The sequence below is a fragment of the Paenalicyclobacillus cellulosilyticus genome (assembly GCF_014647315.1).
Taxonomy (GTDB): Bacteria; Bacillota; Bacilli; order Alicyclobacillales; family Alicyclobacillaceae; genus Alicyclobacillus_J; species Alicyclobacillus_J cellulosilyticus.
Window position 1 is genome coordinate 37,824 of the sequence record NZ_BMOY01000002.1, and the last position, 15,252, is coordinate 53,075.

At 64.8% G+C, this 15,252-nt stretch carries 14 protein-coding genes; 1 reads left to right on the forward strand and 13 read right to left on the reverse strand.

Annotated elements, in window-relative coordinates; all coding sequences use genetic code 11:
• Position 1: 1 nt before the first annotated feature.
• The 5 genes from IEX97_RS00910 to IEX97_RS00930 form a co-directional block, all read right to left on the reverse strand.
• Positions 2-2,800 (reverse strand): heme lyase CcmF/NrfE family subunit, encoded by a 2,799-nt coding sequence (locus IEX97_RS00910; RefSeq protein ID WP_188880596.1) that lies wholly within the window; start codon positions 2,798-2,800, stop codon positions 2-4.
• 2 nt (positions 2,801-2,802) lie between these two features.
• A complete protein-coding gene (locus tag IEX97_RS00915) occupies positions 2,803-3,243 on the reverse strand; it encodes a cytochrome c maturation protein CcmE (RefSeq protein ID WP_188880597.1) in 441 nt (146 codons plus the stop codon).
• A 191-nt stretch (positions 3,244-3,434) separates the two neighbouring features.
• Positions 3,435-4,628 (reverse strand): D-alanine--D-alanine ligase family protein, encoded by a 1,194-nt coding sequence (locus IEX97_RS00920; RefSeq protein ID WP_188880598.1) that lies wholly within the window; start codon positions 4,626-4,628, stop codon positions 3,435-3,437.
• A 117-nt stretch (positions 4,629-4,745) separates the two neighbouring features.
• Positions 4,746-6,329, reverse strand: a complete 1,584-nt coding sequence (locus IEX97_RS00925) for a UDP-N-acetylmuramoyl-tripeptide--D-alanyl-D-alanine ligase (protein WP_188880599.1) — start codon at positions 6,327-6,329, stop codon at positions 4,746-4,748.
• A complete protein-coding gene (locus IEX97_RS00930) occupies positions 6,329-7,099 on the reverse strand; it encodes an alpha/beta fold hydrolase (protein ID WP_229776190.1) in 771 nt (256 codons plus the stop codon). Before IEX97_RS00930 ends, IEX97_RS00925 begins: the two co-directional genes overlap by 1 nt.
• Before the next feature lie 319 nt (positions 7,100-7,418).
• Between IEX97_RS00930 and IEX97_RS00935 the strand changes: the two genes are divergently transcribed.
• The gene (locus tag IEX97_RS00935) at positions 7,419-8,159 is read left to right on the forward strand and encodes an endonuclease III domain-containing protein (RefSeq protein ID WP_229776191.1); all 741 of its coding nucleotides are present in this window, start codon (positions 7,419-7,421) and stop codon (positions 8,157-8,159) included.
• Between the two features lie 19 nt (positions 8,160-8,178).
• Here IEX97_RS00935 and IEX97_RS00940 read toward each other — a convergent pair whose 3' ends face one another.
• The 8 genes from IEX97_RS00940 to IEX97_RS00975 all read right to left on the reverse strand — a co-directional run bounded on the left by IEX97_RS00940 (position 8,179) and on the right by IEX97_RS00975 (position 15,250).
• Complete coding sequence (locus IEX97_RS00940; RefSeq protein ID WP_188880601.1) at positions 8,179-8,439, reverse strand: metal-sensitive transcriptional regulator; 261 nt, start codon at positions 8,437-8,439, stop codon at positions 8,179-8,181.
• Positions 8,440-8,519: 80 nt separating this feature from the next.
• On the reverse strand, positions 8,520-8,909 hold the full coding sequence (locus tag IEX97_RS00945) for a rhodanese-like domain-containing protein (protein WP_229776193.1): 390 nt from the start codon (positions 8,907-8,909) through the stop codon (positions 8,520-8,522).
• Positions 8,910-9,015: 106 nt separating this feature from the next.
• Complete coding sequence (gene spo0A / locus IEX97_RS00950) at positions 9,016-9,810, reverse strand: sporulation transcription factor Spo0A (RefSeq protein ID WP_188880603.1); 795 nt, start codon at positions 9,808-9,810, stop codon at positions 9,016-9,018.
• Positions 9,811-9,928: 118 nt separating this feature from the next.
• Positions 9,929-11,227 carry a SpoIVB peptidase gene (gene spoIVB / locus IEX97_RS00955; protein WP_188880604.1) on the reverse strand — a complete coding sequence of 433 codons (1,299 nt, stop codon included), beginning with the start codon at positions 11,225-11,227 and terminating at the stop codon, positions 9,929-9,931.
• A gap of 96 nt (positions 11,228-11,323) precedes the next feature.
• Positions 11,324-13,051, reverse strand: coding sequence for a DNA repair protein RecN (gene recN / locus IEX97_RS00960; RefSeq protein WP_188880605.1), 1,728 nt, complete (start codon positions 13,049-13,051; stop codon positions 11,324-11,326).
• A 17-nt stretch (positions 13,052-13,068) separates the two neighbouring features.
• Entirely contained in the window at positions 13,069-13,917 is an 849-nt protein-coding gene (locus IEX97_RS00965) for an NAD(+)/NADH kinase (RefSeq protein ID WP_188880606.1), read from the reverse strand.
• Positions 13,918-13,964: 47 nt separating this feature from the next.
• Positions 13,965-14,378, reverse strand: a complete 414-nt coding sequence (locus IEX97_RS00970) for a hypothetical protein (RefSeq protein ID WP_188880607.1) — start codon at positions 14,376-14,378, stop codon at positions 13,965-13,967.
• Between the two features lie 29 nt (positions 14,379-14,407).
• Positions 14,408-15,250 (reverse strand): TlyA family RNA methyltransferase, encoded by an 843-nt coding sequence (locus IEX97_RS00975; RefSeq protein ID WP_188880608.1) that lies wholly within the window; start codon positions 15,248-15,250, stop codon positions 14,408-14,410.
• Between the last annotated feature and the right edge of the window lie 2 nt (positions 15,251-15,252).

Below are 15,252 nucleotides of genomic sequence, written 5' to 3' on the forward strand. Positions count from 1 at the left end.
CTCAACCTCCCGCGTGCTCGCCAGGGTCTTCCGCAGAAGAGCGCGACCGGCGGCGGGAAGACCAAGTCCCCCATGCCGCCAGCGCGATCACGGCCGTAATCCACCCCAGGTTACCCATGACCTGCCACACATCCACCTGCGCCCCGGCCACCCGACCGAGCACGGGCAGGCCGGCCGGGGTGGGCGCAAAGAAGGGATGAGGCATCGTCGCCACGTGAACGACCCACGGGACGCCCCCCGGCTGCGACAGCCTTGTGTAGACACGCCACGCCGTTCCACCCATCGCGGTGGTCTGCGTCGCGGCCAACAGCCCTTCTGCGCTCACGAACCAACCGCCCTCGGGAAGAAACAGGCGGATGACGTCGGCGTCGTACGCCGTCGTGAGGGAGAGCGCCGTCCCCGCCGCCGAATACGGCACGGTGTATGTCACCGTCTCCGCCGCAGTGGCACCCGGTGACACGCCGGGTGCCACCTCGATCCACTTCATTCCGCCCTGCACACCGGCCCACCGCCAGTGCCCCGGGTTCACCGTGACGCGGCGGCTGTCCCCGGGCAATGCCAAGCGGATGCTCCGTGGCTCAGATCCGCGATTCGTGACCTGCATCCGCTCGACCACATCCATCACCCCTCGCACCGGGGCGGGAATGAGCACGACGTCCAACCGCGGTACGCGCATATCCGCCCGGGCGGAAGCGGATGGCCGCGTGTTTGCTCGCGGCGCACCCCAAGCGGTCCCGCCCGCAGCCGCCAAGATGACGAGGACCACGGTGCCGGCGACGGCAGCACGGCGCAGCGGGCTGCGTACAGGGACGCGCAGCGTTTTGGGCCACAGGCACAGCAAAGACCCGGCGAGCAGCACCTCGCCGCCGAACCAGATCCATGCCACCATCGGATTCAGGTGCGCGTCCAACACCGCGCTTCCTCCGTCTCCGGTGCCGAGCAGCACCAGGTAAAGATCCGACCACGGTTCGGAGTAAATGGCCACGCGCGTGAGCGGAGGCGTGCCGTCAGGGTAAAACGTGGCCGAGGGCTGCATCACGCCGAGAACGCGTCCGCCGCGGGCGACCAACACGTTCGCGTATAACGTGCGCGCCCGTTGCCCCGGGGTCACGCCGAGCCCGGTGAATGTGAGGTCGTACCGGCCGACCGTCAACTGCGCCCCTGGCCGCATCACCCGTTGTACCTCCAGATGGTATGCGCCGGACGCCGCGACGCCGATGGCGCACACCGCGACCCCCACGTGCACCAGATACGCTCCGATGCGGCGCCGGTGCGCACGGAGCCACAGCCACAGGGCAAGCGCCGAACCGCGCCCGCGATCTGCGCGCGCGGCACCCCGGCGGGACGACACGGCGGATCGCAAGGAGCGATAGACGTCCGCCGCGGCACTCGCGATGACGAACCACGCCGCGGTGAGGGCCGCCACGGCGAGCCACGGCGAGCGACGGTACACGGCGTGCAGGCTCGCCGCCGTGGCCAAACCCATGACCAGCGCGAAGAGGGCGGCGCGTGCGATCCACGCCCATGCATCATCCCGCTTCATCTGCCGCCAAGCGAGCCAAGGCGCCAACCCCATCCCAAGCAACAGGCAAACGAACAACGGAGCGTTCACCGCGTTGTAGAACGCGGCCGAGACCGTGAGGCTGCGGCCGGCGACAAGCTGGCTCCACCACGGGAGCACCGTCCCGCACAGCACGGTGGCGAGCGCGGACAAAAGCAACAGGTTGTTAAGCCAGACCCCGCCTTCCCGGGAAAGCACGCGTTCTATCCGGGCGCGCGGCGTCAGCGACCGCCACACGCGCGCGATGGCCAGCGCGGCACCGGCGGCAAACACCAGCATGACCACCAGCAACCAGGGTCCGAGGCGGCTGCTGGCAAACGCGTGAATGCTCCAGAGCGCGCCGCTGCGCGTGAGAAATGTGGCAAACAATGACAGCCAGAAGGAGACGGCAACCAAAACGGCGTTCCACCGGCGGAACATGCCGCGCCGCTCCTGAGCCATCGCGGTGTGCAAAAACGCCGTGGCCGACAGCCAAGGCAACAAGGAAGCGTTTTCCACGGGATCCCAGGCCCAGTAACCTCCCCAACCGAGCACCTCGTAAGACCAGCGGGCGCCGTACAACATGCCGATGGTCAAAAACGACCAAGCCACCAATGTCCAGCGCCGGACGACCGGAAACCACTCGTCCTCCGGCAGACGCAGCACCCATCCCGCCACACCCCAGGCGAAGGGAACCGTCATCCCCGTCAGCCCGAGATACACGTCCACCGGATGGACCGCCATGCCGGGATTCTGCAAGAGCGGGCTCAGACCGCCGCTCGCCGAAACCGGTGAAGCCGTCGGGCCGGGCAGGCGCACGAACGGGTTGGCCGCGAACACAAGCAGCGTCGCGAATGCGAACGCCACCGCGGAGAGGACACCGCCGGCCCAGGTGAATGCACGGTCGTCCCCGTCCCTTGGCTGCGCCCACGCCATCACCGCGCCGTACAGGGTGATAAGCGCCGTCCAAAACAACAACGAACCTGCATTACCGCCCCACAGCGCGGCAATCCGGTACAGCACGGGCAGCCCGGGACCGGTATACTCCGCCACGTACGCATACCTGGCATCCTCGCGGACCAACAGCACGACCAAGCTGGCACACGCCAGCGCAGCCAGAAAAAACTGTGCCCACAGCGCGGCCCGCCGCAGTCGCTTTCCCGCACGGCCACGTGACCAAGCGGCCCACGCATGGACCACCAGGCTCAACCATCCAACCAGCCACAACCCGCGCAGCGCCGCCGCTCCCAGCGCGCCCATCGCTAATTCACCGCCGTGTAGGTGCCTGATTTCGCCTCATACTTGGAGGGGCACTTGACGAGCAGCTGTTGGGCATTGAACGTGCCGTCCGCACGGAGCGTCCCGGTGACGACAAGCGGCCAGCCGCGGTCAAAATCGTCCGGCTTGGGGCCGCGGAACACCACGTGCAGCTTGGCGTGGCCGCTCTCGTCCTGCATGTCGAACACGAGGGTCTCGCGCGCGGGTGACCACCGGACGCTCCGGCCGACGACGGTACCGCTCACCGTCCACGGTTTGCCGACCGCAGCTTGTCCCTTCTTCGCCAGCTCGTCCACCGTGAGATAGTAGGACGAGGCGTGAATCACCGCCGTGCGGATCAACCAGCAGAGGACCAACACCACCGCCCCGAACGCGATCCAAAGGCGCACACGCGGGGACCCAAGCCCCGACAGGCCTGCCACCATGCCCGCCCCTCCCTGTCACGACATCGTGCGCACCTCGATTATACGATACATTCGACTCTATCATCTATTCGCAGATGCTCAGGAGAATCGTGCCGGTTGCCTCGGTTCAGAAACCTTTTCCCCGACAAGGCACGCGAAAAGCCGCGCGGTCCGCGGGCCGGCGGGCAAACGGCAAGACCGCGCGGCACCCCTTACTTGCGCAGGGAGAGCTTCTGGCCGCCGAAGCGGTCGAGCAGGTCCGTGTCGAAGGTGGTCATGTTCTGCGCCCGGCGCCGGTGGCTCCGTTTGGCGATCTCGATGAGTTCCGACAACAGGTCCCGGTAGGAGAGCCCGGCCGGCTCCCACAGATAGAACGCGAATGAACCAGGGATGGTGTTGATCTCGTTCACATACACCTGCTCCTCCCGGGAGATTAAAAAGTCGACGCGCACCACACCGCGGGCGTGCACCGCCCGGAACGCCTGCACCGCGAACGCCGCGACCTGTTCTGCGACACGCGCGGGGATGTTGGCCGGGATTTCCCGCGCCACGCCCTGGCCTTTGTTGAAGTTGCCCCGGATGTACTTGTCTTCATAGGTCAAGAACGACTCCCACGACACCGGCCGCTCAATCCACGACGGGCGGCATGTATATTCATCACCCAACACCGAAACGTTGACCTCCACCGCCTGATCCACACCCTGCTCCACGAGGATGCGTTCGTCGTAATGCGCGGCAATTTCGATGCCGCGCCGCAACTGCGACGCATCGTCCGCCCGGGTGATGCCGACGGATGAACCGAGGTTCGACGGCTTCACGAACATCGGGTAGGTCAACCGCGCCTCCACTTGCGCCACCACGCCGTCCGGGTCGTTCTGCCACGCCTCGCGGGTAAACCATTCGTACGGGACGATGGGGATGCCGGCGGCCGCAAACACCTTCTTCATCACAATCTTGTCCATGCCGACCGCGGAACCCACCACCCCGGCGCTCGTGTACGGCACGTCCGCCAACTCCAGAAACCCTTGCAGGCTCCCATCCTCCCCGTAGGTGCCGTGCGCGGCCGGGATGGCACACGCCACCTTGACCTCGCGCGCCTCCGCCCGCCGCGCGCCGAACCATCCTCTGCGCTCCCCCTGTTGCGGCACCAGCCTCACCACGCCGCCCGGTACAGGCAGCCAGTGCACCAGGTCTGCCTCCGCCAGCGTCTGGGCCAAGCGTTCCTTCCGAAAGGCATCGATGTTCAACATCGCCGGGCTGGAATACCAGACGCCGGTTTTCGCGATGTACACCGGCAGGGGGGTGAACCGGTCCCGGTCGAGATTTTCCATCACCTGCAGCGCCGTGACGACCGACACTTCATGTTCGACCGAGCGGCCGCCGAAGATCACCGCCACCGTCTCCATGTTGCCGTCTCCCCTTCCTCTCCGATTGCAGGCGTTCCACGCTCGCTGCACGCACAAGGTGTACCCAAGCGCTGCACGCACGCCTTGCCTGACACGCCGATCCGGCGGTTCCCGTGGTCACTCCAGGTGGTCAGGCAGGTCGTTCTCGAACAACACGACATCACCGCGGCCGAATCCGAGCTGTTGCATCAAGGAGGTGGCTTCCGCAAGATTCTTCGCAAAGTGAAGGTTTGCCTCCGGAAAACCGGCCGCCCGTAAGCCTTCCGCCATCGCCGCGGCGTTGAGGCGGCCGACGAGGATGACGACGTCGCACACCTTGGCCATCTGTTCCCCGAACCGGCGGTGGATGTCGGCTGACGCTGCGCCCAATTCCACCATGCCGGGCGTGACCAGCCACTTCCGGTACGCCTGAAACTGCCCCAGCACTTCCAAAGCCTGCGCCGCACCTTCCGGGTTCGCGTTGAACGCATCGTCGATGACGATGGCGCCGTTGCCGGGGTCGATGAGTTGCAGCCTGTGTTCGACCGGCTCGATGCGGCCGATGCCGGTGTGGATCTCATCCGGCGTCAGGCCCAAGCGGCGCGCCAAGAGAGCCGCACCGACGATGTTCAGCACGTTGTGCCGGCCGAGCAGCCTGGTGCGGCACGGGATCTCCGCGTCGCCGCGCAAGACGAGCGTGAATGCGGTCCCCGACCTGTCGACACGGATGTCCTTCGCCCACGCATCCAGATGAGGCGCGCCGGATAACCCGTAAAACAGCACCGGCCGCCCAAGGGTGCGCGCTTCGCGGACGCAGTGTTCATTGTCGCCGTTGACCACCACGACGCCGCCCTGCGCCGTGCCGCGGGCGAGATCGAACTTGGTGCGGGCAATCTGTTCGATAGAACCCATGGTGTCGAGGTGCGCCGGGCCGACCGCGGTGATGATGCTGTGGTCCGGTTCCACGAGCTTCACCAGTTCGCGGATGTCCCCTTTGTACCGCGCCCCCATTTCCGCGACAAAGACCTGATGGTGGGAGGCGAGCTGATCGTTGATGGTCTTGCAGATGCCCATCGGGGTGTTGTAGCTCGCGGGCGTGATGAGCACGTCGTACCTCGCGCCGAGGATGGCGCCGAGGATGTGCTTCGTGCTCGTCTTGCCGTAACTGCCCGTGATGCCTACGACCTTCAACTGGTGCAAGTCCCGCAGCTGACGCAGCCGCCGTTTCGCTCGCCGCTTGTAGCGGAGCTGGATCGCGGCCTCCATCGGCTTGGTCAGGATGATGGCCGCCGCCATGTTGAGCGCAGGCAAACCGGCGATGAGGAGCGCCGCCGGCGGGTACGCGCGCGCGACCGCCCACACCTCCAACGCCGCGATCACGGCGTACGCCCCGACCAACCGTTTGACGCGTGCGGTCCAGACGAGCGGTTTCTTGTACTGCGCACGGTGCGCCTTGACCGCGAGCACTGCGCCGCATGCCAACAAAGCGACAGCCGCCGGCACCACGACGAATCCGAAACCGGCGATGCCCCACAGTGCGCCTGCGAGCAAGGCGATGCACCACGCCCACAGGTCGGGCGGCAACGCGACGGCCTTCAGGTGGTGGCGCCGGTACCCGGTCCATTGATAACTCTCCAACTGCGCCAGATGGGCGTACACCGGCCCGCGCAAGATGTCGTACGCCCACGCGGCGAACGCAGCCAGCCATGCGTATCCGCTCATCATGCACTCCCCAAATAGAAATGTTTCACAATCTTGTTGAACGAACCGAGTTGATCCAGATAGCTGTAGTGGCCCGCGTTCGGCAACACCACGAGCCCGGCATCCGGAATCAGCCGCTCCATCGTCTTGCCGAACCACACCGGCGTCGCCTCGTCGTGCTCGCCCCAGATGAGCAGGGTCGAAGCCTTGATGTTCGGCAACAAGGGGGTCAGGTCCTGGTTGACGACGCGGACCATGATGTTGCGCAGCGGCCCGGCCTCGCGGTAGTCGGCCGATCCGAACAACCGGTACAGCCGTTCGAGCCGTTCCGGGCGTCGCGGACCCAACAGTCCCAGGTTGTAGAGTCGCTTGCACGTTTTGAAAGTGTAGACTTTCACATAGTACTTCCAGGACCGGCGCGGCCGGATACCGGCAGCGTCGACGAGCGTCATTTTGTCCACCACTTCAGGATGATGGGCGGCGAGCCAGATGGCCACCCGGCCTCCGAACGAATGGCCGATGACGTGCGTTTTGTCGATGGCGAGGGCCTGCAGGAAGTGGTACACGCATTCCGCGTATTCGCCCACCCCCCATGTCTCCGCCGGCAACGAGCTTTCACCGAAGCCGGGAAAGTCGATGGCGATGACGCGGAACCATTGGGCGAACGTTTGGTAGACCGGCAAGAAGCTTTTTGCGCTCCCCCCCCAACCGTGAAGGAACAACATGGGAGGGCCTTCTCCGTCGATGTCGTACGCCACACGGACTCCGTCGATGTCTATGTACTGTCGCAAACGCGCCACCCCTTGCACCCAACTCGCATGGTTCGCCTGCCCGGTTCTTGCCGTCCGCCTTCCGCAGCGCGCAGCCGGCAACACGCCCATACCCTTTCGTGCGCCAGGCCGAACCTAGTGTACCACAGGTCCAAGCCCTGCGTCTGTACCCGGACTTGCCCGCGTGCACGCACGCTTGCACGCGCTCTATAGCAACGTATGCGGGCGCGCGCGAGAAAGACGCTCATGCGCATTTGTCAAAGGACAGCACTGTACGAAAGGCCGGCCGACCTGTATCATCTCATGTGGGAAAGCGGGTGCGGGAGACATCTTTGACCTCATGAGCGGCCATCGCACGGGAAGGACGGAGGAGAAGATGAAAGGGGTCTTGCACGGAAGGATGGACATGGCTGGGCCCATCACGGCGAAGCTGCTGCACATCTACCGTCTGATGGAGGACGCGTTGGGCGATCGCGGCTGGTGGCCCGCAAAGACCCGGGAAGAGGTGGTCATCGGCGCCATTCTCGTCCAGAACGTCTCCTGGAAAAACACCGTGATCGCCATTGAGCGCCTGCGTGAGCGTGGGTGGCTCACCTTCCCGGAGCTGTACCGGGCCCCTGTCGAAGAGATAGCGGCGTGCGTGCGGTCGACGCGGTTTTACGTGTCCAAGGCGAAGAAACTGCACGCCTTCGCGGCACACGTCTGCACCCGTTACGGCGGCCGTCTCGATCCGATGTTCGATCAACCCCTCGAAGCGCTGCGCGAGGAGTTGCTCGGGCTCTACGGCATCGGACCGGAGACGGCGGACGACATCGTGCTCTATGCAGCCGGGAAGCCGACGTTCGTGGTGGACGCTTACACGCGCCGGATCTTCGCCCGCCTGGGGCTTTTGCGCGAAGACATGCCGTACGAGGCGGTGCGAAGGTGGTTTATGGACCATCTTCCGGCCGACACCCGGCTGTTCAACCAGTACCATGCCCTGATTGACGCGGTTGGCCATCACTTTTGCACGGCACGCAAGCCACGTTGTTCCGCATGTCCTCTTCGGTCCGTCTGCGGGTACGCGGCCAACCTGAGTTAGCCCAAGCCGCGTTCCCTCTTCACCTGCTCTTCATCAACAGTTCAATCGCTTGTTGAATCACCTTGTCGGCGCTGCCACCGCCGGCCATCTCCTCGCGGATGCACTGTTCCATGTGCTCGCCGACCACGTACATGATCACCCTGTCCACAGCGGCTCGAATCGCCGACAGCTGCGTGACGACCTCCTGGCATGACTTGCCCTGTTCCATCATGTGCAGGACGCCGCGAACCTGGCCTTCGATGCGACGCAAGCGATGCTTCACGGGATCGGTGTATTCCATAACCTTCTCCTCCTGTCTGTACCTTATTATACCTACCCCCCTCCGTACAAATGGACATCCTGCACAATGCCATGGACGGATTATCTTCCCGTGCCGCGACGGGTGTTCCACGCCAGGATGCCGCCGGGGAGATGGCGCACATCCGAAAACCCATGTTTCACCAACAGCCGTGCCGCTTGGGCACTGCGCATTCCGGACTGGCACATCACAACCACCGGTTTGTCCCGGTCAAGTTCGTCTAAGCGGTGCCTCAGTTGGCTGAGCGGGATGTTGCGAAACCCTTCGATGTGTCCCTGCCGGAACTCCCCCGGCTCGCGAACATCCACAAATTGCACCGACCGGGGACGATTCCGCAGCAATTGCCGCAATTCTTCAACGTGGATGGCTGGCACGCCTCGGACCGGCAACATACGATACACGCCATATGCGAACATCAACAGAAGGAGCAACATCAACCCGATCCAACTCACGGACGGACACCTCATTCAGCACACCGAGACCGGTTTATACCTATTGGGGTATATACGATTCAGGGTATATGTTACGGTGTCCATCCTCGCTTGTCAATACACGCGCTCATCCCACCCGGTATTCCATTCGCAGCTTGTCGGCAATCATGGCGATGAACTCCGAATTCGTCGGTTTCGTCTTGGCGGCGCTGACCGTGTAGCCGAACACGTTGCGGATGGCTTCCATATTCCCGCGCCCCCAGGCCACCTCGATGGAATGACGAATGGCGCGTTCGACACGGGACGGCGTGGTCTTGTACCGCTCCGCGATCTTGGGATACAACACCTTGGTGATGGAACCGAGGATCTCCACATCATGAAACACGATGGCGATGGCTTCGCGCAGGTAATGGTAGCCTTTGATGTGTGCGGGGACGCCGATCTCGTGGATGATCTGCGTGATGGCCGCATCGAGCGAGCGGCGCGAAAGGTCAGGGCCGTTCAGCCGTTGTACCGCCGGCATGGTCGCCGCCACTTGGGCCGCTGCGCCGACGCCCGCCACCTGACGGATACGGTCTGCGAGGACGGGCAGGTCAAACGGCTTCAGGATGAAGTACGACACACCCAATGCGGCTGCGCGACGGGTTACGTCCTCCTGCCCGAACGCCGTCAACATGATCACCTTCGGTGCCGTCGGCCGGCCGAGATCCAACCGCTCCAGGGCACCCATGCCGTCGAGCAGCGGCATCACAATGTCGAGGACGAGGACGTCCGGCTGGTGCTGTTCCACCATGGTCACGGCGTCGTTGCCGTTGTACGCGACGCCGCAAACCTCCATATCATCCTGGGATGAGATGAAGTCCGAAAGCACATCGGCGAATTCCCGATTGTCATCGGCGATGAGGACACGCAAACGGCGCACCAAGAACTCCCCCTTCAGCAAACTCCGAGGAGAGGAGTTCGACGCTGAAAGGGGATGTCCTGCCATTTTATATGAAACACTTTTCGTGGCCCTTCAACGAAATTCGACATCCGGATCGTCATACCGCAACCCGTGTTCCCAATACCGCACCCTTTTGGGTCCGTGCAGGCAACCAAGCTGCTTGCGGCCATCCGGCACGAGGATGTTGCGCCGTCCGCAGAGCCTCTTCGACCATCCAAGCGGCATACACCCCGTATCCGCGCGTCACGTCGGACAAGAACACGTGCGTCACCGCACCGACCAACCTGCCATCCTGGAGGATGGGGCTGCCGCTCATGCCTTGGATGATCCCTCCGGCTTCGCGCAACAGCCGGGGATCCGTCACACGAACAACCATGCTGCGCGTATCCGGCACCGACTGGTGAACCGCACGCTCAATCTGCACCTGATACGCTTCGACACGCTGACCATGCAGGACGGTGAGCATCATCGCGGGACCGTCGTGGACCTCATCCGGCCGCGCCACAGGAATGACGCGCGGAAGATAGAGGTGGGCGGGCGGGCGCTCCATGTGTCCGAAGACGCCAAACTCGCAGTTCTCTTCAATCTCGCCCATCACCCGCTGCGGAAACACGAAATGCCCTTTCTTCTCACCAGGCCGGCCTGGCTCTCCGCGCATGATGCCGGTCACCTCAGCCGGGTACAGCGCACCGCTTCCTTCGATAGGCTCGCCTGTGTCCACGTCGGTGATGACATGGCCCAATGCCCCGAAGCAACGGTGAAGCGGATCGAAGAACGTCAACGTACCGATGCCCGTCGTTTTATCCCGGACGTACACCCCCAGATGGCGATTCCCTGCGACGTCGGTCACCGTCCGCACGCAGACACGCCGGGTTTCCCGCCCGCGGCGGAGCGTAAGCCAAACCTGCGGACCGCCAAGGTGAATGAGCCGGCGCAGGTCGTCCACCGTGCGGACCAAAGCCCCGTTCACCCGTTCGATCCGATCACCAATTCGGACATCTGCCGCAGCGGCCGGTGATTCCCCTTGCGGTCCGACGCGCTGAAACCCGACGACCAGCAACCCGCGTGTGAAGAGGCGGACGCCGACCGTTTGCCCGCCGACGTAGACCATCGGCGGAGGCGGCGCCACACCCGGCGCACGTCGAGCCCGTGTGAAGCGTTGCCACCAGAGGTGGGAACCAACGCCGGCGCCGAACACCCCCGGGGCGTCGGTGGGCGGGAGCGTACTTCGCTTGGTTTCCGTATCACGTCCAGGGATGTCATGACCTGGTCCAGGCATACCTGCCGCCATGGCCGGGGACACTGGAGCAAAGTCCAGCCCTCCTGCCAGCACGACGACCGAGGCCAACGCCGTCGCCGCCGTCCCCAGCCGTCCAAGCCCGTGCCAGCGCTTCATACACCGCCCCCCTTTTGCAGAGCACCTCCCGCGTCGGGTTCGTGGTTGTAAGGTGCCCGGGGAACCGGTGATTATGATGCAAAAAACATGCCACGCTTAGACTTGGACATCGGCGGATGGCACCGCGTCCGTTTGCAGGGAACGGAGCATCGCCCCGGCGTGTTCCCATGCCGTCGCATCCGAGACGTCGGCACCGATGAGACGCGCCACTTCGCGCACCCGGCCTTCTTCTGACAACGGCCGCACGACCGTGGTCGTGTCGTGATCCCGCTCCACCTTCTCAATGCAGAAGTGAGCGTGGGCGGCGGCTGCGATCTGCGCCGCATGGGTGACGCACAGCACTTGCCGGCGGGCGCCGAGACGGCGCAGTTGTTCCGCGACCGCGAGGGCCGCATGGCCGCTGATGCCGGCGTCGATCTCGTCAAACACCAAGGTATCGACGTCGTCGACCTCGGCCAACGCCACCTTGAGCGCGAGGAGCGTCCGCGACAACTCGCCACCGGAAGCCACCTTGTGCAGCGGACGCGCATCCTCGCCAAGGTTGGCGGAGAACCAAAACACCACTTCATCCGCCCCGTCCGGTCCTGCGTCCCAACCGCCGTCGGAACCGCGCTTGGGCCGGACCTCCACTTCGAAGCGGGCGCGTGGCATATGCAGTTGGCGCAACAGGTCCGTGACCGTCGCCGCAAGTTTGGCGGCAGCTTCTGTGCGCGCGTGATGTAACCGTTCGGCCAGCGCCTCCACTTCCGCCCGTGCCGATGCGGCCATTTCGCCAAGGCGCCGGATTTCCTCATCATGGCTCTGCAGCCTGTCCCGCTCCGCCTGGATCGCCGCCAAGTGCGCCAACACGTCCTCCACCGTCGCACCATACTTGCGCTCCAGGCTGCGGATGAGCGCCAACCGCTCCTCGACCGCCTCCAGTCGCCGCGGGTCCGCTTCAATGCGGTCGAGGTACCGAAACAATGCGCGCTCAGCCTCTTCCGCATACACTTGGGCCGTCTCGAGGAGCGATGCCGGCTCGGCCAACGCCGGATCGTACGCTTGCGCGGCCGCGACCTCTTCGCGGGCGCTGGCGAGCTGTCCTGCTGCGCCCGGCGCGCCGCCGCGTCCTTGCAAACGTTCGGCCGCCTGGCGGATCCACCCCAAAATCCGTTCCGCGTGCAAAAGGCGCTGGCGTTCTTCGCGCAGCGCCTCCTCCTCCCCCGGTTGCAAGTTGGCCGCAGAGATCTCCTCAATCTGAAACTGGATCATATCCAGGCGTTGCGCGCGCGCCCGCTCGTCCAGTTGCGCGGCCTCCCACGCCGCCAACGCTTCACGCCACGCGGCGTACGCACGCTGCATGGCGCAGAGGTCCGGCGTGAGGCGGGCGTACAAGTCGAGGAGGCGGCGTTGTTCGTCCAACCGCAGCAAACCGTGTTGATCGTGCTGCCCCTGTTGTTGAACCAGAAGCGCCCCAAGTTCTCTCAACATTTGCACGGTCGCCATGCGGCCGTTGATACGGCAGACCGTCCGGCCCGACCGGTGGATCTCGCGTGACACGACGATTTGGTCCACCTCGTCTTCCATCCCCCATGCAGCCAGGCGCTCGGCGATGCGGGGCCTCGTGCCATCGCTGGGGACGAACAACGCTTCCACCAAAGCGGAAGCCGCACCGGCACGGATCATATCCGCTGAGGCGCGCTGGCCGAGCAACAGCCCGATGGCGTCGAGGAGAATGGATTTGCCGGCGCCCGTCTCGCCGGTGAAGGCGATGAGCCCGTCCGGAAATACAAGGCGCGCTTGTTCGATGAGCGCAATGCGCTCCACCACAAGCTCCGCCAGCATCCTCTCGCCCCCTTCGCTCATTGCGACTCCCGGTTGCGCAGTTTGGCGCGCAGCACCGAAAAGAACTCGCGATCCCGCCACTTGACGAGCGTGGTATCGAACGGCGAGCGGCGCACCATCACCTCATCCCCCACCGCCATGCGCACGCCCACTTGACCGTCCACGGTCAACCCCACGTCGTCGTGGGTGGACTCGACCACCAGCCGCACCTCCTGCGTATCGGCGATCACGCAGGGACGTGAAAACAGGGTATGCGGGCAGATGGGCGTGATGAGCAACACGTGCAGGTGCGGGACGATGATGGGGCCCCCGCATGACAGCGAATACGCGGTCGAACCGGTGGGCGTGGAGACGATGATGCCGTCGCCGCGGTACGTGTCGACGAACACCCCGTCGACATACGCGTGCACCGTGATCATGCGGGCAAACGATCCCTTCGCGATCCCGGCATCATTCAGCGCCACCAAGCGCGCCACTTCCTGCCCGTGCCGGTACACCGCGGCTTCGAGCATCAGCCGCCGTTCCAGGTCGTATTCTTTGTGGACCACGCGCCGCACCGTCTCCTCCAACTCCGCCGGTTCCGCCTCGCTGAGAAACCCGAGGTGACCGATGTTGATGCCGAGCAGCGGGACGCCGTGGTGCGCGAACCTGCGCGCCGCGGTGAGCAGCGTGCCGTCCCCGCCGAGCACAAACAGCAACTCCAGCGGCAACCGGTCGAGGTCATCCGCCGCTTCGACATCGCTGCCTCGTTGTACCCCGGCGCAGACGACGTCGAAGCCGGCGTCCCGCAAGAGCCGGGTGAGCCGCCGCTGCACCTCCGCCGCCTGCGGTTTGTCCAGGTTTACAAACAACCCCACCTGACGCACGGCACTCCTCCTCGCCCCGGACACAGCCTGACAGCCCACCACACCGCTCAGGCCCGGTGCAACCAGATGAACATGAGCAGCGCGCCCGACAACAACCAACCCGCCCGGTGGCCAAACCGGCGCCAAACTACGCTGGCGGGAGAACGCACCTCGAAGTCCATCTCGTGCACCGTCTGCCGGTCCGGATCCATCCATAAAACACCATTTGCCGCAAACGCGACGGCGAGCGGATACACGTCTTCGCGCAGGCGACTGCCGTTCATGGGAGGACCAGGTTGCATCGGATTGGACAGCTTCACCACATACCGGCGCGGACCTTTGGCGACGAGAAAATCGGCCACCAACACCTTCCGGAACGCCCGGGCGTCCACATAACCGATCCATTCCGCCCGCGCACCCTCCCGGACGATGTGGTACCCGCGTTGTTCCAACCACGCACGGGCGCGCGCTTCCCGGCTCATCCCCATCACTCCTGTCGCAGCCCGTCCCGCTACGTCTTTTGCACCGTCTCCCCGGCGCGCGCCTTTGCCCAAGCCTCGGCTACGACTTCGCGCAGCCTCTCGTCCGACACGGCGGGCGGTCCGTCCCCCTCGCGAAACCACGCGAGGAATTCCACGTTCCCGTCTCCGCCGGTGATGGGTGAAAAATCCACCCCATGGCACCGTAAACGGTGGTTCGTCCCGGCCGCGATGGTCTGCGCCAAAACCTGCAGGTGCACGTCCGGGTTCCGAACGATGCCACCCTTGCCGACGTGGGCACGCCCTGCTTCAAACTGAGGTTTGACCAAGACAATCACGTCTTTCGGCGGCAGCAACACCTCGGCCAGCTTGGGGAAGAGCAGCCGGACCGAGATGAACGAGACGTCCATCACGGCGGCATCCGGGCGCGGATGGAAGCGGGCAGGGTCCACGTGGCGAAAGTTGGTCCGCTCCATGACCACCACCCGGGGGTGATTGCGCAGGGTCCAAGCCAACTGCCCGTAACCCACATCCACCGCATAGACCAACGCCGCGCCGTGACGCAACGCACAATCGGTAAACCCTCCGGTCGAGGCGCCCACATCCACCACCACACGCCCCGCCAAGGACACGGGGAACACCTGCAACGCTTTCTCGAGCTTCAGGCCGCCGCGGCTGACGTACGGGTGCGCCTGCCCAGTGACCTCAATCCCGGCGTCCGCAGCGACGCGCGCGCCTGGTTTGTCGGCACGGGTACCGTCCACGCGCACGAGCCCTGCCATCACGGCACGGCGGGCTGCCTCCCGGCTCGGGAACAAACCCCGCGTCACCAGCAGCGTGTCGAGACGGACCTTGTTCGATTTCGCTTTCGTCATCG